Origin of the sequence: Croceicoccus marinus (assembly GCF_001661675.2) — a bacterium.
GTDB lineage: Bacteria > Pseudomonadota > Alphaproteobacteria > Sphingomonadales > Sphingomonadaceae > Croceicoccus > Croceicoccus marinus.
Genome location: NZ_CP019602.1, coordinates 1804333 through 1829902, shown reverse-complemented (window position 1 = coordinate 1829902; position 25570 = coordinate 1804333). Strand labels below are relative to the sequence as shown.

At 67.7% G+C, this 25570-nt stretch carries 22 protein-coding genes and 2 tRNA genes; 14 read left to right on the top strand and 10 right to left on the bottom strand.

Annotated elements, in window-relative coordinates:
• The first annotated feature begins 37 nt into the window (after window positions 1–37).
• The 7 genes from infA (at window position 38) to folE (ending at window position 5050) form a co-directional block, all read left to right on the top strand.
• The gene (gene infA, locus A9D14_RS08615; RefSeq protein WP_066771685.1) at window positions 38–283 is read left to right on the top strand and encodes a translation initiation factor IF-1; all 246 of its coding nucleotides are present in this window, start codon (window positions 38–40) and stop codon (window positions 281–283) included.
• Window positions 284–297: 14 nt separating this feature from the next.
• Window positions 298–894, top strand: coding sequence for a Maf family protein (locus A9D14_RS08610; RefSeq protein ID WP_066845319.1), 597 nt, complete (start codon window positions 298–300; stop codon window positions 892–894).
• Window positions 887–1861, top strand: coding sequence for a ribonuclease E/G (locus tag A9D14_RS08605; protein WP_066845317.1), 975 nt, complete (start codon window positions 887–889; stop codon window positions 1859–1861). Before A9D14_RS08610 ends, A9D14_RS08605 begins: the two co-directional genes overlap by 8 nt.
• Window positions 1858–2058 (top strand): DNA gyrase inhibitor YacG, encoded by a 201-nt coding sequence (gene yacG / locus A9D14_RS08600; protein ID WP_066845309.1) that lies wholly within the window; start codon window positions 1858–1860, stop codon window positions 2056–2058. The genes A9D14_RS08605 and yacG overlap by 4 nt, the downstream gene beginning before the upstream one ends.
• Window positions 2059–2188: 130 nt before the next feature.
• Window positions 2189–2263, top strand: a tRNA-Phe gene (locus tag A9D14_RS08595).
• A 151-nt stretch (window positions 2264–2414) separates the two neighbouring features.
• Window positions 2415–4370 (top strand): excinuclease ABC subunit UvrC, encoded by a 1956-nt coding sequence (uvrC, locus tag A9D14_RS08590; RefSeq protein WP_066845306.1) that lies wholly within the window; start codon window positions 2415–2417, stop codon window positions 4368–4370.
• Window positions 4371–4441: 71 nt separating this feature from the next.
• Window positions 4442–5050, top strand: a complete 609-nt coding sequence (gene folE, locus A9D14_RS08585; protein ID WP_066845304.1) for a GTP cyclohydrolase I FolE — start codon at window positions 4442–4444, stop codon at window positions 5048–5050.
• Window positions 5051–5060: 10 nt separating this feature from the next.
• Here the strand turns inward: folE and A9D14_RS08580 are convergent, their stop codons facing one another.
• Entirely contained in the window at window positions 5061–5684 is a 624-nt protein-coding gene (locus A9D14_RS08580) for a TetR/AcrR family transcriptional regulator (RefSeq protein ID WP_232468478.1), read from the bottom strand.
• Window positions 5685–5802: 118 nt separating this feature from the next.
• On the opposite strand from A9D14_RS08580, the gene A9D14_RS08575 reads away from it, so the two are divergent.
• The gene (locus tag A9D14_RS08575; RefSeq protein WP_066845301.1) at window positions 5803–8445 is read left to right on the top strand and encodes a DUF2339 domain-containing protein; all 2643 of its coding nucleotides are present in this window, start codon (window positions 5803–5805) and stop codon (window positions 8443–8445) included.
• Here A9D14_RS08575 and A9D14_RS08570 read toward each other — a convergent pair.
• From A9D14_RS08570 to A9D14_RS08535, 8 genes are all read right to left on the bottom strand, one after another.
• Entirely contained in the window at window positions 8384–9436 is a 1053-nt protein-coding gene (locus A9D14_RS08570; RefSeq protein WP_198301993.1) for a DUF475 domain-containing protein, read from the bottom strand. The two genes, A9D14_RS08575 and A9D14_RS08570, sit on opposite strands and share 62 nt — an antisense overlap.
• Before the next feature lie 182 nt (window positions 9437–9618).
• The gene (locus A9D14_RS08565) at window positions 9619–11058 is read right to left on the bottom strand and encodes an efflux transporter outer membrane subunit (RefSeq protein ID WP_087910481.1); all 1440 of its coding nucleotides are present in this window, start codon (window positions 11056–11058) and stop codon (window positions 9619–9621) included.
• A gap of 6 nt (window positions 11059–11064) precedes the next feature.
• Window positions 11065–12168, bottom strand: a complete 1104-nt coding sequence (locus tag A9D14_RS08560; RefSeq protein ID WP_066845292.1) for an ABC transporter permease — start codon at window positions 12166–12168, stop codon at window positions 11065–11067.
• Window positions 12169–12201: 33 nt separating this feature from the next.
• Window positions 12202–13332 carry an ABC transporter permease gene (locus tag A9D14_RS08555; protein ID WP_232468477.1) on the bottom strand — a complete coding sequence of 377 codons (1131 nt, stop codon included), beginning with the start codon at window positions 13330–13332 and terminating at the stop codon, window positions 12202–12204.
• Window positions 13329–15095 carry an ATP-binding cassette domain-containing protein gene (locus A9D14_RS08550; protein ID WP_083987796.1) on the bottom strand — a complete coding sequence of 589 codons (1767 nt, stop codon included), beginning with the start codon at window positions 15093–15095 and terminating at the stop codon, window positions 13329–13331. Before A9D14_RS08550 ends, A9D14_RS08555 begins: the two co-directional genes overlap by 4 nt.
• Before the next feature lie 3 nt (window positions 15096–15098).
• Window positions 15099–16100, bottom strand: a complete 1002-nt coding sequence (locus A9D14_RS08545; RefSeq protein WP_066845289.1) for an HlyD family efflux transporter periplasmic adaptor subunit — start codon at window positions 16098–16100, stop codon at window positions 15099–15101.
• A 1-nt stretch (window position 16101) separates the two neighbouring features.
• Window positions 16102–16737, bottom strand: coding sequence for a CerR family C-terminal domain-containing protein (locus A9D14_RS08540; protein ID WP_066845284.1), 636 nt, complete (start codon window positions 16735–16737; stop codon window positions 16102–16104).
• 168 nt (window positions 16738–16905) lie between these two features.
• Window positions 16906–16982: transfer RNA gene (locus A9D14_RS08535), tRNA-Pro, on the bottom strand.
• 215 nt (window positions 16983–17197) lie between these two features.
• Here A9D14_RS08535 and yajC point away from each other — a divergent pair.
• The 4 genes from yajC to A9D14_RS08515 all read left to right on the top strand — a co-directional run bounded on the left by yajC (window position 17198) and on the right by A9D14_RS08515 (window position 22399).
• A complete protein-coding gene (gene yajC, locus A9D14_RS08530; protein ID WP_066845281.1) occupies window positions 17198–17530 on the top strand; it encodes a preprotein translocase subunit YajC in 333 nt (110 codons plus the stop codon).
• Between the two features lie 10 nt (window positions 17531–17540).
• Complete coding sequence (secD, locus tag A9D14_RS08525; RefSeq protein ID WP_066845278.1) at window positions 17541–19133, top strand: protein translocase subunit SecD; 1593 nt, start codon at window positions 17541–17543, stop codon at window positions 19131–19133.
• Window positions 19134–19146: 13 nt separating this feature from the next.
• A complete protein-coding gene (gene secF, locus A9D14_RS08520; protein ID WP_066845276.1) occupies window positions 19147–20133 on the top strand; it encodes a protein translocase subunit SecF in 987 nt (328 codons plus the stop codon).
• A 286-nt stretch (window positions 20134–20419) separates the two neighbouring features.
• Window positions 20420–22399, top strand: coding sequence for a glycosyltransferase (locus A9D14_RS08515; protein WP_157668177.1), 1980 nt, complete (start codon window positions 20420–20422; stop codon window positions 22397–22399).
• A 9-nt stretch (window positions 22400–22408) separates the two neighbouring features.
• On the opposite strand, the gene A9D14_RS08510 is transcribed toward A9D14_RS08515, so the two are convergent.
• Window positions 22409–22981, bottom strand: coding sequence for a helix-turn-helix domain-containing protein (locus tag A9D14_RS08510; protein ID WP_066848662.1), 573 nt, complete (start codon window positions 22979–22981; stop codon window positions 22409–22411).
• A 103-nt stretch (window positions 22982–23084) separates the two neighbouring features.
• Here A9D14_RS08510 and A9D14_RS08505 point away from each other — a divergent pair, with 103 nt between their 5' ends.
• A complete protein-coding gene (locus A9D14_RS08505; protein ID WP_066845270.1) occupies window positions 23085–23606 on the top strand; it encodes a DUF6456 domain-containing protein in 522 nt (173 codons plus the stop codon).
• Window positions 23607–23714: 108 nt separating this feature from the next.
• Window positions 23715–25529 (top strand): DUF885 domain-containing protein, encoded by a 1815-nt coding sequence (locus A9D14_RS08500; RefSeq protein WP_232468476.1) that lies wholly within the window; start codon window positions 23715–23717, stop codon window positions 25527–25529.
• Window positions 25530–25570: the final 41 nt, after the last annotated feature.

Below are 25570 nucleotides of genomic sequence, written 5' to 3'. Positions count from 1 at the left end.
CAAATTGATTGAAAGGATGGGCGCCTGGCGCCCTGGCATGGCGAAAGAAGAACTTCTCGAAATGCGCGGTACGGTTGTGGAGCTTCTCCCCAACGCGATGTTCCGCGTGCGCCTGGAAAACGATCACGAGATCCTGGGCCACACCGCCGGCAAGATGCGCAAGAACCGGATCCGCGTGCTGGTGGGCGACGAAGTGCTGGTGGAGCTGACGCCCTACGACCTGACCAAGGGTCGGATCACCTATCGCTTCATGCCCGGCCGCGGCGGCCCCGGGCCCAGCTAATCCCTCGCGCCGGCATGACGGCTCCTGAACTCATACTCGCGTCTGCCAGTCCGCGCAGACGCGAGCTTCTGGCGCGTCTGGACGTTCAGCCCGCGCGCGTCGCACCCGCCGACATCGATGAGACGCCCCGCAAGGGCGAATTGCCGCGCCCCTACGTGCAGCGCATGGCGCGCGAAAAGGCGCTCTCCGTCGCCTCCGGCGGAGGGGCCGTACAGGCCGACGAAGGCTTCGTGCTGGCGGGCGACACGGTCGTCGCCGCAGGGCGCCGCATCTTGCCCAAGGCGGAGGACGAGGCGACCGCGCGCGAGTGCCTGGCGCTGCTTTCAGGCAGGCGGCACCGCGTCTTCTCCGCCATCGCCCTCGCCGCGCCCGATGGCTCTGTGCGAGAGCGGATGAGCGAGACGATCGTGCGCTTCAAGGTACTCTCCCAGCAGGAGATCGACGCCTATATCGTGGGCGGCGAATGGCAAGGCAAGGCGGGCGGCTATGCGATACAAGGCCATGCCGAGGCGCTGATCGCGTGGATCCAGGGCAGCCATTCTGGCGTTGTGGGCCTGCCCCTGTTCGAAACGCGCGCGCTGCTGAAGGCGGCAGGTTTCGTCATTGGCTGACTGGCTGATCGAACGCGGCATCGGCGAAACCCGCGCCGCGCTGGTCGAGAACGATGCCATCGTCGCCGCAAGACTCACATGGCCGGGCGAACTCGCCGCAGGAGCAGTGGTCGAGGGCGTGCTGGCATCGCGCGCGTCCGGCTCTGCACGCGGCACGGTTCGGCTGGACAGCGGCGAGGAGGTGCTGGTCGACCGCCTGCCGAAAAGCGCCAGCGAAGGCGCGCCGATCCGCATCCTCATCCACCGCGCGCGCATCGACGAGGGCATCCGCTCCAAACGCGCGCAAGGCCGCCCGACTGACGAACCCTTGCGCCCCGCCCCCACGCTGGAGGAACGGCTGAGGGGCGAGGGGCATGAAGTCCGCATCGTTCCCCGCTTTCCCGTGACCGGCTGGTCCGAACTGATCGCCGAAGCCTTCGAGCGGCAGGTCGGGTTCGACGGCGGCGCGTTGCACCTGTCGCCCACGCCCGCGATGACGCTGATCGACATCGACGGCACGCTGCCGCCGCGCGCTCTGGCATTGGCGGCGGTGCCCGCGATTGCCGCCAGCCTGATGCGGCTCGACATCGGCGGGTCGGTCGGCATCGACTTTCCGACGCTGCAGGACAAGGCCGACCGCCGCGCGGTGGATTCGGCGCTGGAACAGGCGCTGCAGGGCTTTGCGCATGAGCGTACCGCGATGAACGGCTTCGGCTTCGTGCAGATCGTCGCGCGGATGGAGGGGCCTTCGATCCTTCACCGCGTGACCCGCCACCGGCTTGCCGCCGCCGCGCGCCTGTTGCTGCGCCGCGCGGAACATGTCGCCGATCCGGGCGCGATCCTGCTGACCGTGCATCCCGCGCTGCAGGCGCGGCTGAAGGCGGAATGGATCGGCGAGCTGGCCCGCCGTACCGGACGCGAAATCCGCATCGGGGTCGATCCCGCCCTTGCACCCGAAGCGGGCATGGCGCAGGCGGTGCCCCTATGAAGACGACTCCGAAACGCGCCGTGCGAAGCTGCCCGATCTGCGGCAAGCCGCGCTCCGCCGACCATGCGCCGTTCTGCTCGACCCGCTGCAAGGACCGCGATCTGGTCCAGTGGCTGCAGGACGGCTACGCCATCCCCGGCGAGCCTGCCGATATTCCCAGCGGGCGCGAGGACGATGGCGCGGACGAGGATTTCTGACCGAAATCCGGGCCTGCGAAAAAACCCGCATTTTGAGGTTTGACAGCAAGCGCGGCTTTGGCCATAGGCGGCGCTCCCGACGCCAAGCGCGATTCAATCCGCAGGTTTCGGGTCCGCCTTTTCTGGCGATGCCTGGGTAGCTCAGTGGTAGAGCAGACGACTGAAAATCGTCGTGTCGGTGGTTCGACTCCGCCCCCGGGCACCACTTCCACAGGAAGTGGTCCCCCTCCAAACCAAAGTCAGGTTCGAATGAAATTCGAACCGTTGCACCATTTCCCCTCATTACCTGAAACAACGGACGTGGTGCGCATTCCCGCGCTTTCCATCCGCCCGTCCAATCCCTATCTGACCCCTCGATGACCCGTACGCCTGCCGGAACCCCGCCCCATCCCAAGGGCGCCGATCGCTTCAACGAGGACAAGGCGGCCTATACGGTGCGTGGCAGCCAACCCGACCTTCAGGCGGGGCTGGCCGCGATCCGCGAGGTTCAGCGCACTTTGCCCCCGCGCCCCGGCGTCTATCGCATGGTCGATGCGCGCGGCGACGTGCTCTATGTCGGCAAGGCGCGCGCGCTGAAGAACCGCGTAGCCAATTATCTGCAGGTCGACCGCCTGCCGATGCGGCTGAAACGCATGGTCGCGCAGACGCGCGAGATGACCATCGTGACCACCAACAGCGAGGCCGAGGCGCTGCTGCTGGAAGCGCAGCTGATCAAGCGGTTCCGCCCGCCGTACAATGTGCTGCTGCGCGACGACAAGAGCTTCCCCTTCATCCTGCTGCGCGCCGACAACGACTTCCCGCGCATCATGAAGCATCGCGGCGCGCGGCGGGCCAAGGGCAATTACTATGGCCCCTTTGCCAGCGCCGGATCGGTCAACACCACGATCAACGCGCTGCAGAAACTGTTCCTGCTGCGAAGCTGCACCGACAGCTTCTTCAGCCGCCGCGATCGTCCCTGCCTGCTCTACCAGATCAAGCGGTGCAGCGCGCCCTGCGTGGGCCGCATCGACAAGGATGGCTATGGCGAGCTGGTGCGGCAGGCCAAGGACTTCCTGGCGGGCAAGTCCAGCGCGGTGCAGCAGGAAATCGAAGTCCAGATGGCCGAGGCGGCCGAGAAGCTGGATTTCGAGACCGCCGCCATGCTGCGCGATCGCCTCCGCGCCGCAACCTTCATCCAGGGGTCGCAGGCGATCAACGCGCAAGGCGTGGGCGATGCCGATGTGTTCGCCATGGCCGAAAAGGGCGGCCAGATCGGCGTGCAGGCCTTCTTCATCCGGGGCGGGCAGAACTGGGGCCACCGCGCCTTCTTCCCCCGCCACACCGAAGAGCTGAGCCACGAGGAGGTGTTCAGCGCCTTCCTGGCTCAGTTCTACGAGGAAGTGCCGCCCGCGCGCACCATATTGCTCGACCGCGAACTGCCTGAGCGCGAATTGCTGGAAGAGGCCTTCGGCGCCATTGCCGAGCGCAAGGTCGAGATCAGCGTCCCCCAGCGCGGCGACCGCCGCCGCCTGATCGAACAGGCCAGCCGCAACGCTGCCGAAGCGCTCGACCGCCGGCTGGCCGAAAGCGGCACGCAGGCGAAGATCTGGCGCGAGATGGCCGAATTCCTGGAACTGCCCGATATTCCGCAGCGGGTGGAAGTGTACGACAACTCGCATATCCAGGGCACCAATGCGGTCGGCGCGATGGTGGTCGCGGGGCCCGAGGGATTGCTGAAGAACCAGTACCGCAAGTTCAACATCAAGACCGCGCAGACCAACGACGATTTCGCGATGATGCGCGAGGTGCTGAACCGCCGCTTCGCCCGCGCGCTGAAGGACGATCCCGACCGCGAGACGACCGGGAAGGGCGATGCGGCCTGGCCCGATCTCGTGCTGCTCGACGGCGGCAAGGGGCAGATGTCGAGCGTGATGGACACGCTGGAGGAGCTGGGGATCGAGGATGTGCCCGTCGTCGGCGTCGCCAAGGGCCCGCATCACGGGCGCGAAGGGCGCGAGGTGTTCCATTTCCCCGACGGGCGCGAAAAGACCCTGCCGACCAATTCGCCCGTGCTGTTCCACCTGCAGCGCCTGCGCGACGAGGTGCACCGCTTTGCCATCGGCGCGCACCGGGCGAAGCGCAGCCGATCGATCCAGGCCAGCCCGCTGGACGAGATCCCCGGCATCGGTCCCGCGCGCAAGCGGGCCCTGCTGCTGCATTTCGGCACGGCGGGCAAGGTGCGGGCCGCTGCCCTAAAGGACTTGTTGCGCGTGCCCGGCGTTTCGGAACATGTCGCGCGGCAGATCTATGATTTCTATCACCCCGGCGGTTGATGTCGCGAAGGGGGTGACGGATGGGCCGCGCTTCCCTATCCCGGCGCGAACAGCCAAAGAAAGTGACGCCAATGAGCAGCCTTGTCGGCCCCGATGAAGACAATCCCCGCGGCAAGCCGCCGGTGCCCCAAGAGGTTCAGGACGCGATCCGCACGCTGATCCGGTGGACCGGCGACGATCCTGAGCGCGAGGGCCTGCTCGACACGCCGCAGCGCGTGGCCCGCGCCTGGAAGGAATATTGCCAGGGTTACGGCGAGGATCCGGCGATCCATCTGTCACGCATATTCGAGGAAGTGGGCGGCTATGACGAGGTCGTGCTGCTGAAGGACATCCCGTTCCAGTCGCATTGCGAACATCACATGGCGCCGATCATCGGCAAGGCGGCCATCGCCTATCTTCCGCGCGACCATGTCGTCGGCATTTCCAAGCTGGCGCGCGTGCTGCACGGCTTCGCGCGGCGGCTGCAGATACAGGAACGGCTGACGGCGGAAGTCGCCGAATGCATCTGGAACCATCTGAAGCCCCACGGTGTCGCCGTGGTGATCGAGGCGAGCCACGCCTGCATGACTGCGCGCGGCGTCCGCACGCCTGGCGTCAGCATGGTGACCAGCCGCATGATGGGCACGTTCCGCGACGACGAACGCAGCCGCAAGGAAGTGCTCTCGCTGATGGGTTACTGACGCCTGCCCGTCACCGGGGCGCATAGCCATGCGCGCCCAGCACCTCGCGCACGCGGGCAAGCGCGCAGTCCAGCGGATCGTCCACGCCCATCAGCGCGAAGCTGCCGGTGACCGCAAGGCTGCAATGCCCGTGCACTACCGCGATCAACGACCGCGTAAGGCGTGGAATGGCGGCGGGCGTATCTGCGGGCAGGGCAGCGCGCACCTCGCCTTCGACGATTCGGGTCAGCGCCTCGCGCTGCGCCGTGTCGGCATCGGGCAGGGTGAAATCGGCGGGCAGATGATGTTCGTAGATCGCGGACCAGAGATGCGGGTTTTCTTGGGCGAAGGCGAAATAGCCCGCGACCAGCGCGCCGATCCGGTCCCGTTCGCCCGCGTCCAGCCGCGCCCGTAGCTGGTCCGCCCACAGCGCGAAAGTGCGCGAATTGATCGCGGCGATCAGATGGTCGAGCGATCCGAACACATTATAGATCGTGCCAACCGAATAGCCCGCCTGCTTCGCCACCTCGCGACCCGAAAAGCGGGCGAGGCCGGTCTGCGCCAGCAAATCATGCCCCAGCGACAGCAGCAATTCGTGCAGCTCCTCGCGCGTGTGGTCGGATCGTCTTCCCATCCGGCCGGGATAATCGGGCAATTGAACAATGTCCAATTTTTATATTGAACGCCGTCCAATTATGACCTATTGCGCTGGGCCAGACAGTCGCGCCAAGCTGCATCCGGGGTAGCCGCGGCGGGTTCGGGGGAATGCGGTCATGGAATTTGTCCTTCTCGTCGGCGGTGCGGTCGCGCTTTTCCTGCTGTGGAAACGCGTCGACCGGCTGGAGGCCGAGCTTCGCGACCTGCGCGCCGCTGCCGAGACCCTGCCGGTCCCGCAGCCACAGCCCGAGGCCCGCCCCGCCGCCACCGTTCGTCCCCCGGCCATGGTCGTGCCCAAGGTAGCCCGCCGCGAACCGCTCCCGGCCGTGCAAACGCCGGCCTCCGAATTAACCTGGCCCGAACCCACTGGGCCCGAGCCCGCCCGCAAGCGCTTCGCGTTCGATTTCGAGGAATTGTTCGGCCGCCAGCTGCCCATCTGGGCAGGCGGCATCACGCTGGCGGTCGCGGGCTTCTTCCTCGTGCGCTATGCGATCGATGTCGGCCTGTTGAGCCCGGCCGTGCGCGTGGTGATGGGGCTGGTGTTCGGCCTCGCGCTGATCGCCGGGGCGGAAGCCGCGCATCATTTTCGCATCCGGGTCGCCGATCCCCGCGTGCCGCAGGCGCTGTCGGGGGCGGGGCTGGCGGTGCTTTACGCCAGCGTGTTTCTGGCGGGCACGTTCTATGGCCTGATCGGCACCGGCACCGCCTTTGTCGGGCTGGCGCTGGTGACGGCGGCGGCGATCGGCCTGTCCTTCCGCTTCGGCCTGCCCAGCGCGGTGCTGGGGCTGGTCGGCGGGTACGCCGCACCGGCTCTGGTCGGGGCCGAGGAATCGAACCTGCCGCTGCTGGCCTTCTATCTGGCGCTGGTGGCGGGCGGGCTGGGGCAGGCCGCCCGCAGGCAGGCCGGATTCGCGCAAGGGGGCGGCTGGTCCCATGGCGGCTGGCTGGGGCTGGCGGGCATCGTCGGCGGGCTGGGCTGGGGCCTGATCATGCTGATCGCGCAGCCCAGCGGGCCGGGCGACGTGGTGGCGACCGGTTTCTATTTCGTGGTGCTGGGCGCTCTGCTGCCCGCGCTGGTGCTGCCGGACTTGCGCGAAAGCCGCTGGCTGCGGCTGGCGGCAGGCGGCTTCGCGTCGCTGCAGATGGCCGCGCTGCTGGAAACCACGGGTTACGAGCCGCTGTCCTGGGGCCTTTATCTGCTTCTGGGCGCGGCCTTTGCCGGGTTGGGCTGGCGCAATGCCGGCCTGCGCGAGGCTTCGGCCATCGCGGGCGGCGTCGGCGCGTGGATGCTGGGCTTCTGGTACGATCCCGATCCCGCGCACTTCGCCCTGGTCGCGGCGGCGATGGCGCTGCTGTTCGCGGGCGTGCCGCTGGTCCATCTCTGGCGCGGGCAGGCCAGGGGCGCCGATGTCGCGGCGCTGGCGGCGGTGCCGCTGGCGATCTTCATCGCGGCGCTGTGGCATTTCGATGTGTCGGCCGGACCGGTGGCATGGCTGTTCGGGGCGGCGGGGCTGATGCTTGCCGCAATGCCCGCGCTGGGTGCCTACCGGATCGGCCCTGTCGCAGGCTGGCGCGGCGTGGTGTTGCAGCTTTCCGCGGTGTGGACCGCCTATGCGGCGATCACCCGCATCGCGCCGACCGACAGCCTTGCCTGGATCGCGGGCGCTGCTGCCGTGGCGCTCGCCTTTGGTCTGCCCGGCCGGCGCTGGGCGGCGCGCGCGGCGCTGGCCGTGGCGCTGGTCTGGGCGCTCTGGCCGCTGGGCTGGTGGCTGGGGGCGGCGGCGGAATCGCTGCCGGGTTCGCCGTTGCTGGTGGGCGAATTGCCGGCCGCGCGGGATGCGGCGCTATATCTGCTGCCGGGCGCGCTGGCCGCATTGGTGCTGGGCTTTCGCGAACAGGGCAGGCGAGCGCTTGCCGCGCGCATGGCCGCCGCGCTCTCCGCCATCGCGGCGGCGCATATCCTGTTCAAGCAGGTCTTCGCGATCCACGATCTTCCCGAATTCGCCGCGCTGGGCCTGGCCGAGCGTTCCGCGTGGGAGGGTCTGCTGCTCCTCGCCGCGCTGGCCTTGCTGCGGTTGCCCGCGCGGTGGTCGCCACGTCCGGAACTGGCCGCGGCGCTGGCGGGCGCTTCGCTGGCGCATTTCGCCTATTACACCGGCATCGTCCATAACCCGCTATGGAGCGCGCAGGCGGTCGGACCGACACCGGTCGCGAACCTGCTGGCCGTCGCATATGGCGTCGGGGCGGCGGCGGTCCTTTTGCTGCGCCGCGCTTTGATCCTGCCCGATGCGGCGCAGCGCCCATTCCGCGTGGCGTGCGATGCCGCGCTGATGCTGATCATCAGCCTGTTCGCCCTGTCCGAACTGCGGCAGGCATTCGCCGGCACGATCCTGACCGATCCGCCGGTGGGGCAGGCAGAGGATCTGCTGCGATCCCTGCTCGGCATCGTGCTGGCGGGCGGCTTCCTGCTGTGGGGCGCGCGAAGCGGCACGCGCAGCTGGCGCATCGGTTCGCTGGTTCTGATGCTGGTCGCGGTGTGCAAGGTGTTCATCTATGACACCGCGGGGCTGGAAGGGCTGGTCCGCATCGCCAGCTTCCTGGCGCTGGGCTTCAGCCTGATCGCCATCGGCTGGTTCTATTCGCGGCTGCTGCGGGTGGCCCCCGGTGCAGAGGGTGGGGGCGCAGCGGAAGGGGCGGCTATGCCTGCACCCCCGCCCGGTCCCGCCGCAGTTCCGCCCGGTTCCAGCGCAGCGAGCTGAAGAAGGCCAGCCCGATCAGCACCGCGCCGATCAGCCCGGTCACGACCTCGGGAATGTGGTACTCGACGTTCAGGAACATGATCGCGGCCAGCACCAGGATCGCATAGAACGCCCCGTGCTCCAGGAAGCGGTACTGGCTCATGGTGCCCTGATGGACCAGATAGATCGTCATCGAACGCACGAACATCGCGCCGATGCCAAGCCCGATGGCGATCACGAACAGATTGGTCGACAGCGCGAAGGCCCCGATCACCCCGTCGAAGGAAAAGCTGGCATCCAGCACCTCCAGGTAAAGGAACGAGGCGAGGCCGGATTTCGCGGCCATGCCGGTTGTCTCCTCGGGCGCGCCCAGCACGTCGCCGATCATCTCGACCGCGATGAAGGTCAGCAGTCCGAACAGCCCGGCGGTCAGGAAGGTCAGCCGCTCCTCGCCCGCCAGCAGGGTGGAGGTGCCCCAGATCGCCAGGATCATCACCCCGATCTCGAACGCCTGCAGCCGCCCGAATTTCGCCAGCGGCCCCTCGATCACGCGGATCCAGTGGATCTCCTTGTCGGCGTCGAAGAAATATTTCAGGCCGACCATGCCCAGGAACGCGCCGCCGAAGCCCATCAGCCCGGTATGCGCCTCTCCCATGATCTGCGCGTAGCGATCCGGTTCGTTGATCGCCAGCATCAGCGCGCCCCATGGCCCCAGCGATGCCGCGATGGCCACGATCACGATGGGAAACACGATGCGCATGCCGAACACGGCGATGGCGATGCCCCATGTCAGGAAGCGGCGCTGCCACAACGGGTCCATGTCCTTCAGCACGGTAGCGTTGACCGCCGCATTGTCGAACGACAGCGATGTCTCCAGCACCGCCAGCACCGCGCAGATCCACAATATGGACAGCATGCCTTCTATCGTGCCGGTATATTCCCAGCCGACGAAAGCGCCGAGCGCGAGCGCGACGACGGTGAAGATGATCGAACCGGTGAAATGTCTGAGCAAGGAAGGCTCCGCCATGTGGGAGAATCGGACGATGTGCCCGGGCGTGCGGCCCGGATGGCACAAGGCCGCCTAGATATAGACGGCCCGCGACAGATCAAGCGCGTCGGTGGCTCTCCGGTTCCCGCGCGCCGGTTCCCGCGCCAAGGTTCCCGCGTTCAGGTTCCCGCGTTCAGGGGCGGGCTTCAGGGCCGGGCGGCATCGACAGGCGTTTCGGCCTGCCATGCGCCGCCCAGCGACTTGTAGACCGCGACCGCGGCATTCGCCGCCTCGACCCGCGCCGATGCCAGCGACTGCTCGCGCGCCAGCAGTTCCAGCCGCGCACGGTCGAGTTCGAGCCGGTTGTCCTCGCCCCGCTCGAACCGCTGCCGCGAAAGCGCGAAGGCCCGCTCCTGCGCTTCGGCGGCCTGGGCGGCGGCGGCTGTGCGGCTGCGCGCTTCCAGGAAGCGGTTGACCGCGCCCTCGCTATCCGCCAGCGCTTCGGCGACCGCCTGCTGATAGGCGGCGGCGGCGGCATCGGCGCCCGCATCGGCGGCGCGGATCCGGGCGCGGATCTGCCCGCCCGAAAAGATCGGCCAGCTGAAACTCGGCCCGATCGAAAAGCGCGTGGAGCCGGGATCGAACAGATTGCCGGCGTCCTGCGCCTGCGTGCCGAGCCCTCCGATCAGCGAGAAGCGCGGGAACAGGTCGGCGGTGGCGGCGCCGATCCGCGCGGTGGCGGCGGCCAGTTCGCGTTCGGCCCGGCGCACGTCGGGTCGGCGGCGCAGCAGGTCGGACCGCAGCCCGACCAGGATCGCTTCGGGTGCGGCGGGAATCGGCGCGGCGGCGGCCAGATCGGGTAGCAGGTTTTCGGGCGGGGTGCCCATCAGCGCGGACAGGCGATAGGCGGCGGCGGCTTCCAGCGCGCGCGCCTGCGCGGCGGCATCGGCGGCGCTCGCGGCCTCGGCGCGCATCGCCTCGGCATCGATGCGGCTGGCTTCGCCCGCCTGGAACAGCTGGTCGGTCAGCGCGGCCAGGTCTCCGGTCGCGTCCTCGCGCCCGGCGGCCAGCGCCGACACCTGCTGCGCCGCGCGCAGGTCCACGTATCCGCGCGCGATTTCCGCGGTCAGCTGGACCAGCGCATCCTGATAGGCGGCCTGCGCGGCCTCGGCCTGTGCCTGCGCCGCCTGCGCCTCACGCGTGCGGCGGCCCCACAGGTCGATTTCCCAGCTGGCATCGAAGCCCAGGTCGAACAGGCTGTAGCGGGGATCGAAGCCGGGAAAGGCGCCCACCGGCAGCAAGCCGTTCTCGCTGATCCGGTTTTCGGTCGCCGCGCCGCTGGCAGAGACCTGCGGCGCCCGCGCGCCCAGTACCGCGTCGCGATTGGCACGCGCCTCGGCCAGCCGCGCACGCGCTTCGGCCAGAGAGGGTGCCTCGGCCATGGCGCGGGCGATCAGCGCGCTCAATCGCGGATCGTCGAAGCGGTCCCACCAGGCAGGCTGGATCGCGCCGGTGTCGGCAGGCTCGATCCATGTGTCCGACACCTGCGGCACCGGCGCGTCGTAATCGGGTCCGACCGTGCAGCCGGCAAGGGCCCCCGCAAGCAAGGGGGCGGCCAGCAACAGGGGAAGGGCGGGGCGGAACATTCGCATTCACTCCATGCGCGCGCGGAACAGCCAGCCCGACACGCTGATCGTGACGAAGGCGATCAGGACAAGCGGCCACAATAGCGGCAGCATGTCGGACACCGGCATGGCTTTCAGGAACTGGCCGATCGAGATTTCCATGAAATAGCGCGCGGGGTTGATAAAAGTGATCGCCCGAAGCCAGTCGGGCATGTTCTCAAGCGGGCTGGCGAAGCCCGACAGCAGGATGACCGGGATGGTCGCCACGAACGATCCTAGGAACGCCTGCTGCTGCGTGGTCGACAGCGCCGACACGAACATCCCCAGCCCCACCAGCGAGACCAGATAGATCGACAGCCCGACATAGAACCAGCCCAGCGAACCGGTGAAGGGCACGCCGAACACCAGCGGCGCCAGCACCAGGAACACGGTGCCGTTGAACAGGCCCACGCAGAACGGCGGCACCATCTTGCCGATCAGGATCTGCGGCACGGTCAGCGGGCTGACCATCAGCTGGTCGAACGTCCCCATCTCACGCTCGCGCGCGACGGTCTGCGCGGTGACCGACAGGCCCGACACGGAGACGATCACCACCAGCAGGCTGGGCATGTTGAACCAGATATATTCCAGGTTCGGATTGAACCAGTTGATGGCAACCGCGTTCTGCGGCGGCGGAGTGGACGAGGGGCGCAGTTCCGGCCCCGCATCGGCGGCGATGCGCGTGAGATAGCCGCCCACGATCTGCGCCGCGTTCGACCGCCTGCCGTCCAGCACCACTCCCACCGTCGCCGGCTCGCCTCGCGCGACCTGGCGGTCGAAATCCTGCTCGATCACGATGGCTGCCAGAACTTCCTGCCGGTCGATGGCGCGGCGCAGATCGTCGGCGGATTCCAGACGGCGGATCTCGCCGAAGGTACGCGCCCCGGCGATGCGCTGGATCAGCTCCGTACTGGCGGTGCCGTTCGACCGGTCGAGCACGCCGATGGCGACATTCTCGACCTCCAGCGTAACCGCGAAGCTGAAGATCAGCAGCTGCAGCAGCGGCGGCAGTACCAGCGTGATGCGCGCCTTGGGATCGCGCAGCAGCGCCCAGAACTCCTTGACGATCATCGCCTTCAGCGCGCCGTTCATCGGTCCAGGCTCCCCATCAGTCCAGGCTCCCCATTAGTCCAGACTCCGGCGCGTGAAGCGGATGCACAGCGCGAAGAAACCCGCGCCGAACAGCAGCATGATGCCCACATTGGGCCAGATCATCGGCCAGATGTCGCCCGCCAGGAACACGGTCTGCAGCAGCGGAACGAAATAGCGCGCGGGCACGATATAGGTGATCGCCTGGATGACGGGCGGCATCGACGAAATCTCGAACATGAAGCCCGACAGCAGGAAAGTGGGCAGGAACCCCGACAGCAGCGCGATCTGGCTGGCGACGAACTGGTTCCTGGTCGCCGCCGAAATGAACAGGCCCTGCCCCAGCGCGGGCATCAGATAGGCGACCGCGATCACGAACAGCGCCAGCGGCGAACCGCGCAGCGGCACGCCGAACACGGTCACCGCCAGCAAGGTGCACAGCGCCATCGAAGCCAGTGCCAGCACGAAATAGGGCACGATCTTGCTGATCAGGAACTCGGCCATGTGCATCGGCGTGGCCATCATCGCCTCCATCGTGCCGCGTTCCCATTCGCGCGCGATCACAAGGCTGGTCAGCAGCGTCCCGATCATCGTCATCACGATGGCGATGGCGCCCGGCACCAGGAAATTGCGACTGGTGAGCGAGGGATTGTACCAATAGCGCAGCGACAGATCGATCGGCGGAGCGGCATTCACGCCGCGCATGGCCGCCTCGTTCGCCATCCAGCTGTTCAGCAGACCCTCGGCATAGGCGCGGGTGAAATTGGCGGTATTGGGCATCGACCCGTCGGTGATGATCTGCACCGGCGGCGGATTGCCGCGCGCATAGCCGCGCCCGAAATCCTGCGGAATCACGACGATGCCGCGGATCTCGCCGCTGACCATCCGGTCCTTCAGCGGCTGGACGCTGCGCGCGGTGATGACCTGAAAATTGGGGTTGTTCTGGTACGCGCCCGCCAGCGACAGCGCGGGCGCGCTCGAATCCTCGATCGCGATGCCGATGCGCGTATTGTTGGAATCGAGATTGAGCGCATAGCCGAACAGGAACAGCAGCAGCAGCGGCAGGATGAAGGCAATCAGGAAGGTCGATGGATCGCGCATGATCTGGGCGATTTCCTTGGCGATCATCGCGGTCAGCCGACGTCGGTCGATCAGCGGGCCACTCACGCCGCTTCCTCCTCGTCGCTGCCAGGGCGCTGCGCGTCGCTCGCCTCGATCATGGCGATGAAGGTGTCCTCCATCGTCGGATCATCGAGACCGGCCATGTGGGCGGCCTGCTGTTTCAATTCGTCAGGCGTGCCGCTGGCGATCTGTTCGGAGCGGTAGATCAGCGTGATCGCGTCGCAATATTCGGCCTCCTCCATGAAATGGGTGGTGACCAGCACTGCCACGCCCTTTTCGACCAGCCCGTTGATATGCATCCAGAATTCGCGGCGGGTGACAGGATCGACCCCGCTGGTCGGTTCGTCCAGGAACAGCACCGGCGGTTCGTGCAGCACCGCGGCGGCCAACGCCAGCCGCTGCTTGAAGCCCAGGGGCAGCGTTCCCGCCGTGGCTTTCATCCGCTCGCCCAGCTCGAAGATCTCGGTTACCCGCTCGACCGCGCGGCGCGCGTCGCGGCCCTCCAGCCCATAGGCGCCCGCAAAGAAGTTCAGGTTCTGCGCCACCGACAATTCACCGTAGAGCGAGAATTTCTGCGCCATGTATCCCAGCGCCGCCCGCGCCCTGCCGCCCGACGCGCGCAGATCGTGCCCCGCCACCGCGCCAGAACCCTCGCTGGGGGACAGCAGGCCGCACAGCATCTTGAAGGTGGTCGACTTGCCTGCGCCATTGGGCCCCAGCAGGCCGAAGATCGATCCGTAGGGCACCGAAAAGCTGACGTCATGCGCGGCGGTGAAATCGCCGAAGCGGCGGGTCAGCCCCCGGGCCTCGATCGCGGGACCCTCGCCCGCCTCGATCGTGCGATAGGCCTCGGCCAGCGCGCTGGTGCCCTTGGGCCCGCCGCCCAGCCGCTCGATGAAGCCATCCTCGAACCGGGGCTGGGCGCGGGTCAGTTCGAACCCGCTCTCGCCCTTCAGCTCATCCGGGGTCTTCAGCAACAGGCGGACCGAACGGCCCTGGATCGTCCCGTCCAGCACCCCGTCGCGGTCGAGCATCTGGGTCAGAACATGGCGGCGGCGATCCTCGAACCCGGTCAGCCGGACCACGCGGTCTTCGACCGAACGGGTAAGCTCGGCCGGGTCGCCGCTGAACAGCAGTTCGCCTTCGCTCAGCAGATAGACGTGATCGCATTTCTCCGCCTCGTCGAGATAGGCGGTGGACCACAAGACCCCCAAGCCATCCGTAATCAGCTCCTGCACCATCGCCCATAATTCGCGGCGCGAGATCGGGTCGACGCCGACGCCCGGCTCGTCCAGCAGCAGCAGGCGCGGGGTCTTTACCAGCGCGCAGGCCAGGCCCAGCTTCTGCTTCATGCCCCCCGACAACGCGCCGGCCAGCCGCTCGCGGAACCGGGCGAGGTCGGTGAAGTCGAGCAGCCGGCCGAACGCCTCCTCCCGCTCATCGGCGGGCAGGGCGCGCATGTCGGCATAGAGGTCGAGGTTCTGCTGGACGGTCAGATCCTCGTACAGGCCGAAGCGCTGCGGCATGTAGCCGATATGCTCCAGATCGCTGCCGGGCTTGCCGCCCAGCACGCTGACCGATCCCTCGTCCGGCGCCATCAGCCCGGCCAATATGCGGATCAGCGTCGTCTTGCCCGCGCCGTCCGGACCGACCAGCCCGGTGACGCGCCCCGTCGGAATCTCCAGCGAAACACGGCCGAGCGCAGGCTTCTCCGCCCCCGCGAAGCGCTTCACCAGATCCCGCGCGCAGGCGACCGCGCCAGAATCGGAAGCGGAACCGGAACCGGGGGAGGGCGCAGCGCCCGGCATGGGTCAGTCCTCCACCGCCGGGCGGGCCGCGGGGATGGTCACGGTGACGGGCTGGCCCTGGCGCAGCGCCTCGTCCGGATCGTCGACCACGATGCGCAGGCGATAGACGAGGTCGGTGCGCAGATCCTCGGTCTCCACCGACCTGGGCGTGAATTCGGCGCGCGGCGAGATATAGCCGATGGTGCCCTGATAGGTGTCTGGATTGCCGTCGGCGGTCACCCGAACCTTCATGCCCGGATTGATCCGCGCCAGATCGGTCTGCGCGATATAGGCGCGCACCCGAAGCGGGCGGTCGATCGCGATGGTGAAGGCGGTCACGCCGGGCGCGACAAGGCTGCCCGGCTCGACCGACCGGGTGACGACCGTCCCGTCCACCGGCGCTTCCAGCCGCGTGTAGTCGAGGTCGGTGTCGATCGCGGCGCGCGCGGCGCGTGCGGCTTCAAGCTGTGCGCGGGCGGCGGCGATATCCTCGGCGCGGGGCCCTTCGGCGGTCAGCGACGCGCCCTGGTTCGCCTCGGCAAAGCGGGCTTCCGCGCTGCGCAGCGCGGTGACGGTCTTTTCCCACACGGCCCGGCTGATCGCGCCCGATTCGACCAGCGGCTGGCGGCGTTCGTAATCGGCCTGCGCATCGTTCAGCGCCGCGCGCGCAGCGGCCTGCTGGGCATTGGCCTGCCGGATCTCCTGCGGCCGGCTGCCCGCCTGCAGCTTCGCCAGCTGCGCGCGCGCCTGCGCCAGCTGCGCATCGGCCTGCGCCAGCCGGTCCTGCGCCTGGCTGGGGTCCAGCACCGCAAGCAATTCGCCTTCCGCCACGCGCTCGCCTTCCTCGACCGGGACGCGGCTGACGCGGCCCGATGCCTGGAACGCCATCTCGACCTCGCGGATGTCGACATTGCCGTACAGGGTAAGCGGGCCGTCATCCCCCTTCAGCAGGCCGAAGCCCGATGTGGCGATGGCGGCGATGATCAGCGCGGCAAGGGCGATCCCGGCGATGATGCGGCGGTTCATGTCAGTCGTGCTCCGGCTGGGCGATAGGTTCGGCAAGAAGGATGCAGCGCGTATTGGCGACGAAGCGCGCGATCAGGACGTCGGCGGTGGCAGGGTCCATTTCGCCGACGCCCATGATGCGGCACACCGACGCGCTTCCGGTGCGCAGGATCAGCGCCTGCCCCCACAGCCCGATCGCGCAGGCGCGCGCCTCGGCCAGCGGGAAGTCGGGGCGCGCGGTGCGGATCAGCTCGACTGCCACATCCATCAGGTGTTTCATCGCGCCCTGCCACAGCCGCTCGAACGCCTCGGTCGGGGAATGCTGCTCGCGCACGATGAAATAGGACCAATGGCGCGAGGCGGGATCGAGCATCAGCCGCGCGAAGATCGTCAGCAGCTCGCAGACCCGGTTCACCGCATCCTCGCGCGTGGCGGGCGGGCTGGTCCGGATCGCGGCGACCGCCTGTTCGAATCGCCCGGCGACGCCATCCGCGATATGGTCGGCGCAAGCGAGATAGAGCCCTTCCTTGCCGCCGAAGTGATAGGTGATCGACGACATCGCGGTATCCGCCTCTTTCGCGATGGCGCGCGTGGCGGCGCCGGCGAAACCTTCCCTGCCGAAATGGGCGATCGCGATGTCGAGCAGCACGTCCTTCATGGCCAGCGCTGGTAATTCGTTCGACCGAACAAGGCAAGCGTCGCGACAGGGTGCGGGCGCGACTCGGCGCAGCCCGCGTCGGTGCCGCGGGGTGTTAGCCAACATCAATGTCAGTAATTCGGGGTGCTTGTGCCTTCGCCGGCCCATCGAAGGGGCGGCGGAAGAATTTGGTCGGGACGAGAGGATTCGAACCTCCGACCCCCACACCCCCAGTGTGATGCGCTACCAGGCTGCGCTACGTCCCGACCGGAGAGCGGCCCTATAGTCGGGCATTTCGGCAAGCGCAAGGCCACTTGCGACGCTTGTTGCAATCATCCGGGGGCAGCAGGGCGAAAGCGCCCACAGGCTGGCGTTTGCCACCCGTGCGCAATGCTGCTAACCGCCCGTGCCATCGTCAGCGCGTGGTGCCGCCCGGCACCGTGCGCGATTCCCTTTTGCGAAAGCATCGGCACGTTTTTCCATGACCAGCACTCTTCTGTTTCTCGCCGCCGCACCTGCCGCCGCAGGCCCGCCCGTGTGGACCAATTTCGTCCTTCTGGGCGGCATGGCGCTGATCTTCTGGTTCCTGATCCTTGGGCCGCAGCGCCGCCGGATGAAGGAGCACCAGGCCAAGGTCGCGGGCCTGAAGAAGGGTGACCGCGTCGTCACCGCCGGCGGCCTCGTCGGCAAGGTGGTGAAGCTCGACGACGACTACGTCGACCTGGAACTGGGGCAGGGCGTGCGGGTCAAGGCCGTGCGCAATACCATCGGCGACGTGATCCCGGCGGGCAGCGCCACTCCGGCGAACGACTGAGGCACAACCGATGCTCGACTTTCCCGTGTGGAAGCGCGTCTGGCTATGGGGCATCACCCTGCTGGGCGCGCTGCTGGCCGTACCCTCGATCATGATGCTGGCGGGCGGCACCTGGCCGTCAAGCCTGCCCGACCCCGAGATCAATCTCGGCCTCGACCTTGCAGGCGGCAGCCACATCCTGCTCGAGGCGGAGACCGGTGACGTTCTCGGCCTGCGCCTGACCTCGATGGAAGAGGAAGTGCGCGCCGCGATGGGGAATGCGGGCATCGACATCGGCGACATCAGCCGCGAGGACGGCCGCCTGTCCTTCATGCTGGAGGACGCAAGCGAGATCGACGCCGCGCGCGAGCAACTGCTCCCCATGATCGAGGGTGTGGGCCTGACGGGTCAGCAGGACTGGGAGCTGTCGGTCGTCGACGGCCAGCGCATGGTGCTGACCCCGACCGAGGCCGGTCTGACGCAGGCGATCGACAATGCGATGGACACCGCGACCGACGTGGTCCGCCGCCGCATCGACGAACTTGGCACGCGCGAGCCGACGATCATCCGCCAGGGCGACAATCGCATCGTGGTGCAGGTTCCCGGCCTGCAGGATCCCGAAGCGCTGAAGGAATTGCTGGGACAGACCGCCAAGCTTGAATTCAAGCTGGTCGACACCGCCGCTTTGCCCGAGGACGTGGCGCAGGGCATCGCGCCTCCGGGCAGCCAGATCCTGCCCTTCGCGCCCGATTCGGCGCAGCAGGGCTCGATCGCGGTGCGCCGCCTGGGCGGCATTCAGGGCGACCAGCTGACCAATGCGCAGCAGGGCTATGACCAGAACGGCGCCGCCGTCGTCAACATCACCTTCAACCAGGAAGGCGGCCGCCGCTTCGCACAGCTGACGACGCAGAACGTCAACCGCCCCTTCGCCATCATCCTCGACGGCGAGGTGCTGTCGGCACCCAACATCAACGAGCCGATCCTGGGCGGCCAGGCGCAGATTTCGGGCGGGTTCAACGTCGACACCGCCAACAATCTCGCGATCTCGCTGCGCTCGGGCGCACTGCCCGTCGACCTGGCGGTAGTCGAGGAACGCACCGTCGGACCCGACCTCGGCGCCGATTCGATCGAGCGCGGCGTGCTCGCGCTGATCATCGGCGGCACCGCGGTGCTGGTCTTCATGATCGTCACCTACGGCCGATTCGGCCTGTACGCCAATGGCGCGCTGGTGCTGAACGTGCTGCTGATCCTGGGCATCATGGCGCTGCTGGGATCGACGCTGACGCTGCCCGGCATCGCCGGCTTCGTGCTGACCATCGGTACCGCGGTCGACGCCAACGTGCTGATCAACGAACGCATCCGCGAGGAACGCCGGCGCGGCCGCCGCGTGGTGCAGGCGGTCGAGGTCGGCTACCGCGAGGCGCAGCGCGCGATCTTCGACGCCAACATCACCAACGTGATCGCGGGCACGCTGCTGTTCCTGTTCGGCTCCGGCCCGATCCGCGGCTTCGCGATCGTTCTCATCATCGGTATCGTCACCTCGGTCTTCACCGCGGTCACGCTGACCAGAATGTGGGTGGCGGGCTATCTGCGCCGCAACCGCCCCGCAGACCTGCATATCTGAGGGAGGAGCCAACATGAAACTCCTGAAGCTCGTTCCCGACACGACCAACATCCACTTCCTGAAGTGGCGGGTGCCGTTCTACGTCGTCTCGATCCTGCTGATGATCGCCAGCTGGGGGCTTGTCGCGACGCAGGGCCTGAACCTGGGCGTCGATTTCGTCGGCGGCCAGATGATCCGCGCCACCTTCACGCAGGAGGCCGAGGCCCCCGTCGCGGAACTGCGGCGCGAGATCGGCTCGCTGGGCTATGGCGATCCGGTCATCCAGCGCTTCGGCCAGCCGAACGAGGTGTCGATCCGCATGCGCCTTCCCGAATCGGACGAGGGCGCATCGGCGGCCAAGGACCTTGCCGACCGCATGACCAGCGCGATCACCGGCAACATGGAGCAGAACCATCCCGGCGTGCGCATCGACGGCGTCGATTCGGTGTCGGGCAAGGTATCTGGCGAATTGTTCGAAACCGGCATGCTGGCGCTGCTGGCGGCGATGGTCATGATCTCGATCTACATCTGGATCCGCTTCGAATGGCAGTTCGGCGTCGGCGCGATGTTCGCGCTGCTCCACGACGTGTCGCTAACGCTGGGGCTGTTCGCGATCACGGGTCTGGAATTCGACCTCAACATCGTGGCCGCGGTGCTGGCGATCATCGGCTATTCGCTGAACGACACGATCATCGTCTATGACCGCGTGCGCGAGAACCTGAAGAAATACCGCAAGATGCCGATGGCCGAACTGCTCGACCTCTCGGTGAACGAGACGCTGGCCCGCACGGTGATGACCTCGCTGACCACGCTGACCGTGCTGATGGTGCTGATGTTCGTGGGCCCGGCGATGACCTTCGGCTTCGCGGCCGCGATCGCGTTCGGCATCTTCGTGGGTACCTACAGCTCGATCTACATGGCCGCGCCGATCCTGATCTGGCTGCGCGTGAAATCCGACAGCTTCGTCCCGCGCGAGGACGAGGCCGACCGCCAGGAACGCCTCGCCCGCGGCGAGGTGTGACCGGGCACACCCGCCCCGACCGGGATGGCGGCCGTTCATCAGGCAGCCATCCCGCCGGGCATAGGGGCGGGCCCGCGCTTTCCAATTAAGGCGGAATTGGGGCGCTTCGTCGCGAGGCAGCTTGCCCGCACGCGATCGTTTACCATTGTGATCCGCGACATCGCGTGCATTCAGGCGCCCGTCCGGCATGGCTCGGCCTGCCGGACCGGCGCGTGCGCGAATTTGTCCCGCAGAAATGACGACAGACCCAAGCCGCCGTTTGTGACCACAGCGAAAGCCTTTCGTTTTGCCGATTCCCGTCCGAGCCGACTTCGACCCGTGGATGCTGTTCCTGGGCCTGCTGACCTTCCTGGTGGCCATCTGGTCCGCCTGGCGCCGCGACGCTGACGAGGTTCCTGCCGCGGTCGGCGGCTGGATCACGCTGAAGGGCGGCCTGCGCATCGGCGGCTATCTGCCGCGCAACATCGCCGAACTGTCGGGGCTGATCGCGCTGGCCTATGGCATTGCGGGCGCGGTGACGGGTGAGTTCTACACGCTGCTGATCCCATTGGGCGCGTTCCTGCTGGCGCTGTCGCTGCGCCAGACGATGGGCTGGCGGCTCAGCCTGCCGGGGATGGCCTGGCTCAGCGTCGAGGCGCTGGCCCTGGCGGTCAGCTGGTGGTGGCTGTGCCTGCTGGTGAACGAAGCGCCGCTGCCGTTCTGGAACGAGGCTGCGCTCTACCTCGCCGTCACGGCCGCGCTGGCGCTGGGCTATCTTGGCTGGATCGAACGCATCGCGCGCGAGGCTTCGCTGACCCACAGCCACTGGCGCCTGCCCAATCGCGCGCCGCTGCCCGGCGAACGCCCCGCCCGCCGCTGGCGCGGCGCGCAGGCCCATGCCGGCAGCGAAGCTTATGATCCGCGCGTTTCGGTGCACCTGCCCTGCTATGCCGAACCGTCGCAGGTGGTGAAGGAGACGATGAATCGCCTCGCCGCGCAGGAATACGCCAATTTCGAAGTCATCGTCATCGACAACAACACCAAGGACGAGGCACTGTGGCGCCCGCTGGAAAGCCACGCCGCCGCGCTGAACCGCCGCCTGGGGCGCGAGGTGTTCCGCTTCTTCCACGTCGATCCGCTGCCCGGCGCCAAGGCGGGCGCATTGAACTGGGTGCTCGACGGACGGATGGATCCCGATGCCGAGATCGTGTCGGTGATCGACGCCGATTACCTTGCCGAACCCGATTTCCTCTCGCGCCTGGTGCCGTTCTTCCGCGACCGCGCGGTGGGCTATCTGCAGACGCCGCACGATTACCGCGACTATGAAGGCAGCGGCTATCTGACCGGCTGCCACTGGGAATACATGCCCAACAACAAGGTCGATATGTGCGGCGTGTCCGAATATGGCGGCGCGTTCACGATCGGCACCATGTGCCTGCTGCGCGCCGATGCGCTGCGCCGCGTGGGCGGCTGGGCCGAATGGTGCCTGACCGAGGATTCCGAAGTGTCCGTCCGCCTGCGCGCCGCCGGCTATCGCGGCATGTATCTGGGCGAGACGTTCGGCCGCGGCCTGATCCCCGACACGTTCGAGGATTACAAGAAGCAGCGCTTCCGCTGGACCGCGGGTCCGGTGCAGCAACTTCGCCAGCACTGGAAGCTGTTCCTGCCCACCCCTTATGCTCGGCCCATGCCTGGCTGGACCAAGCTGCTCGAAGTGCTGCGCTGCTCTGCGCCGCTGCAGACACTGGCGGGCATATTGCTGGGCCTGATCGGCGTGACCGGCATCGCGATCGCGGTGCTGGCGGGCGCGATGGATCCGATCACGCTGGCGCCGATCACCTGGCCGATGATCGCGCTGGGGCTGGGCACCGGGCTGGTGCGCAACTGGCACCGCTATCGCCTGACCGGCTGCCACCGCATCGCCGACATGATCCGGGGAGAGATCGCGCGCGCCTCGCTTACCTATATCGTGCTGGTGTCGGGTGTCGCGGGCCTGTCGAAGAAGCCCCATGCGTGGCGGCGCACGCCCAAGTTCGGCGAAAGCGGCGGAATGATTTCCGCGCTGGCTTGCACCGTGCCGGAAATCGTTCTTGCCGCCGTGATGCTATCGGTCGCCGGGCTGGCGATCGCGTTCGCCCAGCCGCTGGGCGTAAGCTTCGCGCTGCTGGTGGCGATGATCTACGGCTTCCTGGGCCTGCGCTTCCTGTGCGCGCCCTACATGGCGCTGCTGGCGCTGCGCAAACCGCACGATGCCAAGGATGCGGCCGGCCGCGAGGTCGCGGCCTGACAGACGGCGCTAAAGCGCCCGCACCAGCAGCGCCGCCAGCGCGATCCACGGCGGGCTTTGCACCACGATCTGGCGCTGCCCCGCACCTGGCGGAAGCAGCGCCAGATTGTCGTCGGAAAAGTCGATCAGCCGCCCGAAGGCGAAACGCCCGCCGGGGCGGGGGACCAGTACGTCGCGATTGATCGCGCGGGCGCGTTCCTCGGGCGGCAGGTCGCGCATCCACAGCCGGTCGCCCGCACGATATTCGCCCACCGCGCTTTCGACCTCCACCACATGCACCGCGCCATCGCCCAGCATCGCCAGCGGCTCGACCGCCTCGCGCGGGGAGGGGAGCGGCTCGGCACCGTCTGACGTCAGCCGCGCGACGACCATGGCCGCATCGCGCGTCTCGCTCGCCAGCAGCAGTTCGGGCGCGACGCCCAGCCCGCCCGCAATCCGGTTCAGCCAGTCGATCGACAGGGTGCGCATCCCAGTCTCCAGCCGCCCCACCGTCTGCGGCGTCGTCGGCGGGGTGCAGGCGGCGGCAAGATCCGCCAGCGTCATGCCCTTGTCCTTGCGGATCGTGCGAATGCGGTTAATCACGGCGCGGTTCCTTCCGGGAAAATTCACGAACCTATTCGGTTTTATTTTCCTACAAGGCAAGCCGTCCGCACATCCCCTGCACAGCAATCCAAGGGGACATTTCATGACCGAACAGCAGGATACCGGGCACCGGGGACCGGGCGAATATGTCACGCGCGAACTCACCAGCGAGGGGCCGCGCCGGATTTCCAAGGACTATCGCGGCGGCGCGTCGAAACGCGCGCGCGCCGTTACCGTCAACCTCAAGGAATCGCCGCTCGGCTGGCTGTATGCGCACGGCCATCTGACCGAACCGCAGTACGAGGCGGGCGAGCGCCTGCGCGCCGACTGGGAACGCGCGCAGATCGCGCCCTCGATCACCATGCGCTGGGACGCGGTGCGGATCAGCGGCACCAATCCCGATCGCGGGCTGGACCCGTCGGAACGCCAGATCGCGGCCAAGGCGCGTTTCGACAAGGCGGTGAAGGCGGCGGGGCCGGGGCTGGCCGACATACTCTGGCGCGTGGTCTGCGCGGGCGAGGCGGTCGGCAATGCCGAAAAGGCGATGGGCTGGCCCGCGCGCAGCGGCAAGCTGGTGCTGGGGCTGGCGCTCGACCGAGTGGCGGGATTCTATCGCATCGGATGATCCGGAACGGGCGGGCACGGGGCGGGAAACGGGGCCGCTTGATCTTTGCGGAACACGCGTGCAATCACCGGTTTCAGTTGAAACCGCAAGAGATCGAGCGAGCCCTTCATGAAACCTGTTGCCCTGCACCGCAGACATTTCCTCGCCGGCACCGGCACGATCGCGCTGGCTTTCTCGCTGCCGGGCATCGCCCGCGCGCAGGGCGGGGCTGGGGCGCAGCTGAACGCGGTGATGGACCGCGTCTTCACCGGCGACATGCGGCTCAACCCCTCGGCGATGACGTCGCTGGGGATCGACACGGGTGAGAACGCCTGGGCGCGCCATCACCTCGGCGAATTCGGCCGCGCGGGGATCGTGGCAGAGGAAGCGCACGCCAAGCAGATGCTGGCCGCGATCCGCGCGATCCCGACCGAGGGGCTGGACGAAGCGCAGAAGGTGCATCACGCGGTCGTGACCGACATGCTGGAAAAGCGCCTGTGGGGCGCCCCCTACGGCATGGGCAGCGTCTACAGCCCCTATGTGCTCAGCCACATGGGCGGCTCCTATAGCGCGGTGCCCAGCTTCATGGACACCAAGCACCCGGTCGAGAGCGAGGACGACGCGGTCGCCTATCTGCAGCGCCTGGTGCAGTTCGGCGAAGGGCTGGACGACGAAACCGCGCTTCAGCGCGAGCAGGCGGCCAGGGGCTATCTCGCGCCCGCATGGTCGCTCGACATCGCGATCGCGCAGATCCGCGCCATGGCCCAGGCACCGACCGCCGAATCGCGCCTCGTCAATTCCCTGGCCGAGCGGGCGCAGGCCGCAGGCATCGCGGGTGACTGGGCCGCGCGCGCAGCGGCGATCGTGGACGGTAGCATCAAGCCCGCCCTGCTGCGGCAGGCCGCCATGCTGGAAGAGCTGAAGCCCACCGCGGCCGAGGGCGACGGCGTGTGGCGCGTACCGAATTCGGAAGAGCTCTACCGCCTCGAACTCGCCAATTCGACGACGACCGACCTGACCGCCGAGGAGATCCACCAGATCGGCCTGCGCCAGGTCGCCGAACTCAGCGCCGAGCTGGAGACGATGCTGGCCGAGGTCGGCCTCACCACCGGCACGGTGGGCGAGCGTCTGGCCCAGTTCAATTCGCGGCCCGAGCAGCTTTACCCGAACACACCCGAAGGCCGCGCCGCGATGATCGCGGACCTCAACGCCAGCAATGACGCGATGCAGGCCAAGCTGCCGCAGGCGTTCGCGACGCTGCCCACCCAACCGATCGAGATCCGTGCCGTGCCTGCCGAGATCCAGGACGGCGCGCCGCTCGGCTATTACGAAAGCCCGACGCTCGATGGATCGCGTCCCGGCATCTATTACATCAACCTCAAGCACACCGAGGATTGGCCGAAATACACGCTCCCCGCGCTCACCTATCACGAGGCGGTGCCCGGCCATCACCTTCAGGGCAGCCTTGTCCAGCAGGCGGGCGAAACGCCGATGCTGCTCAAGAACTACTACATCTCGTCCTATGGCGAGGGGTGGGCGCTCTATGCCGAGCAGCTGGCGTCCGAACTCGACGGCTATGAAGGCATGGAAAAGGCCGGCGCGCTGCAAAGCTGGCTGTTCCGCGCCGCGCGGCTGGTGGTCGACACCGGCCTGCACCACAAGAAATGGAGCGTCGAGGAGGGCACGCAATATTTCGTCGACACGGTCGGCTTCACCCGCACCCGGTCGGAGGCCGAGGTGCGCCGATATTGCATCTGGCCCGGGCAAGCCTGCAGCTACAAGATCGGCCAGAACAAGTGGGTCGAATTGCGCGCCAAGGCCGAGGCCGAACTGGGCGAGCGCTTCGACATCCGCCAGTTCCACGAAATCGTGAAGGAAGGCGTGATGCCGCTGAGCGTGCTGGAAGCGCGCGTCGACCGCTGGATCGCCGCGCAAAAGGCCTGATCAGGACGCGAAGGGGGCGGCCCGCAGCCTGCCCCCTTCCA

Excerpts from the sequence above, each read along its gene's own strand:
- secD (WP_066845278.1), top strand. The coding sequence starts at position 17,541 with ATGCTCGACTTTCCCGTGTGGAAGCGCGTCTGGCTATGGGGCATCACC.
- secF (WP_066845276.1), top strand. The coding sequence starts at position 19,147 with ATGAAACTCCTGAAGCTCGTTCCCGACACGACCAACATCCACTTCCTG.
- A9D14_RS08550 (WP_083987796.1), bottom strand. The coding sequence starts at position 15,095 with ATGCCGGGCGCTGCGCCCTCCCCCGGTTCCGGTTCCGCTTCCGATTCT.
- infA (WP_066771685.1), top strand. The coding sequence starts at position 38 with ATGGCGAAAGAAGAACTTCTCGAAATGCGCGGTACGGTTGTGGAGCTT.
- folE (WP_066845304.1), top strand. The coding sequence starts at position 4,442 with ATGAGCAGCCTTGTCGGCCCCGATGAAGACAATCCCCGCGGCAAGCCG.
- A9D14_RS08560 (WP_066845292.1), bottom strand. The coding sequence starts at position 12,168 with ATGAACGGCGCGCTGAAGGCGATGATCGTCAAGGAGTTCTGGGCGCTG.
- A9D14_RS08565 (WP_087910481.1), bottom strand. The coding sequence starts at position 11,058 with ATGTTCCGCCCCGCCCTTCCCCTGTTGCTGGCCGCCCCCTTGCTTGCG.
- A9D14_RS08500 (WP_232468476.1), top strand. The coding sequence starts at position 23,715 with ATGAAACCTGTTGCCCTGCACCGCAGACATTTCCTCGCCGGCACCGGC.
- A9D14_RS08545 (WP_066845289.1), bottom strand. The coding sequence starts at position 16,100 with ATGAACCGCCGCATCATCGCCGGGATCGCCCTTGCCGCGCTGATCATC.
- A9D14_RS08505 (WP_066845270.1), top strand. The coding sequence starts at position 23,085 with ATGACCGAACAGCAGGATACCGGGCACCGGGGACCGGGCGAATATGTC.
- yajC (WP_066845281.1), top strand. The coding sequence starts at position 17,198 with ATGACCAGCACTCTTCTGTTTCTCGCCGCCGCACCTGCCGCCGCAGGC.
- A9D14_RS08540 (WP_066845284.1), bottom strand. The coding sequence starts at position 16,737 with ATGAAGGACGTGCTGCTCGACATCGCGATCGCCCATTTCGGCAGGGAA.
- uvrC (WP_066845306.1), top strand. The coding sequence starts at position 2,415 with ATGACCCGTACGCCTGCCGGAACCCCGCCCCATCCCAAGGGCGCCGAT.
- yacG (WP_066845309.1), top strand. The coding sequence starts at position 1,858 with ATGAAGACGACTCCGAAACGCGCCGTGCGAAGCTGCCCGATCTGCGGC.
- A9D14_RS08575 (WP_066845301.1), top strand. The coding sequence starts at position 5,803 with ATGGAATTTGTCCTTCTCGTCGGCGGTGCGGTCGCGCTTTTCCTGCTG.
- A9D14_RS08610 (WP_066845319.1), top strand. The coding sequence starts at position 298 with ATGACGGCTCCTGAACTCATACTCGCGTCTGCCAGTCCGCGCAGACGC.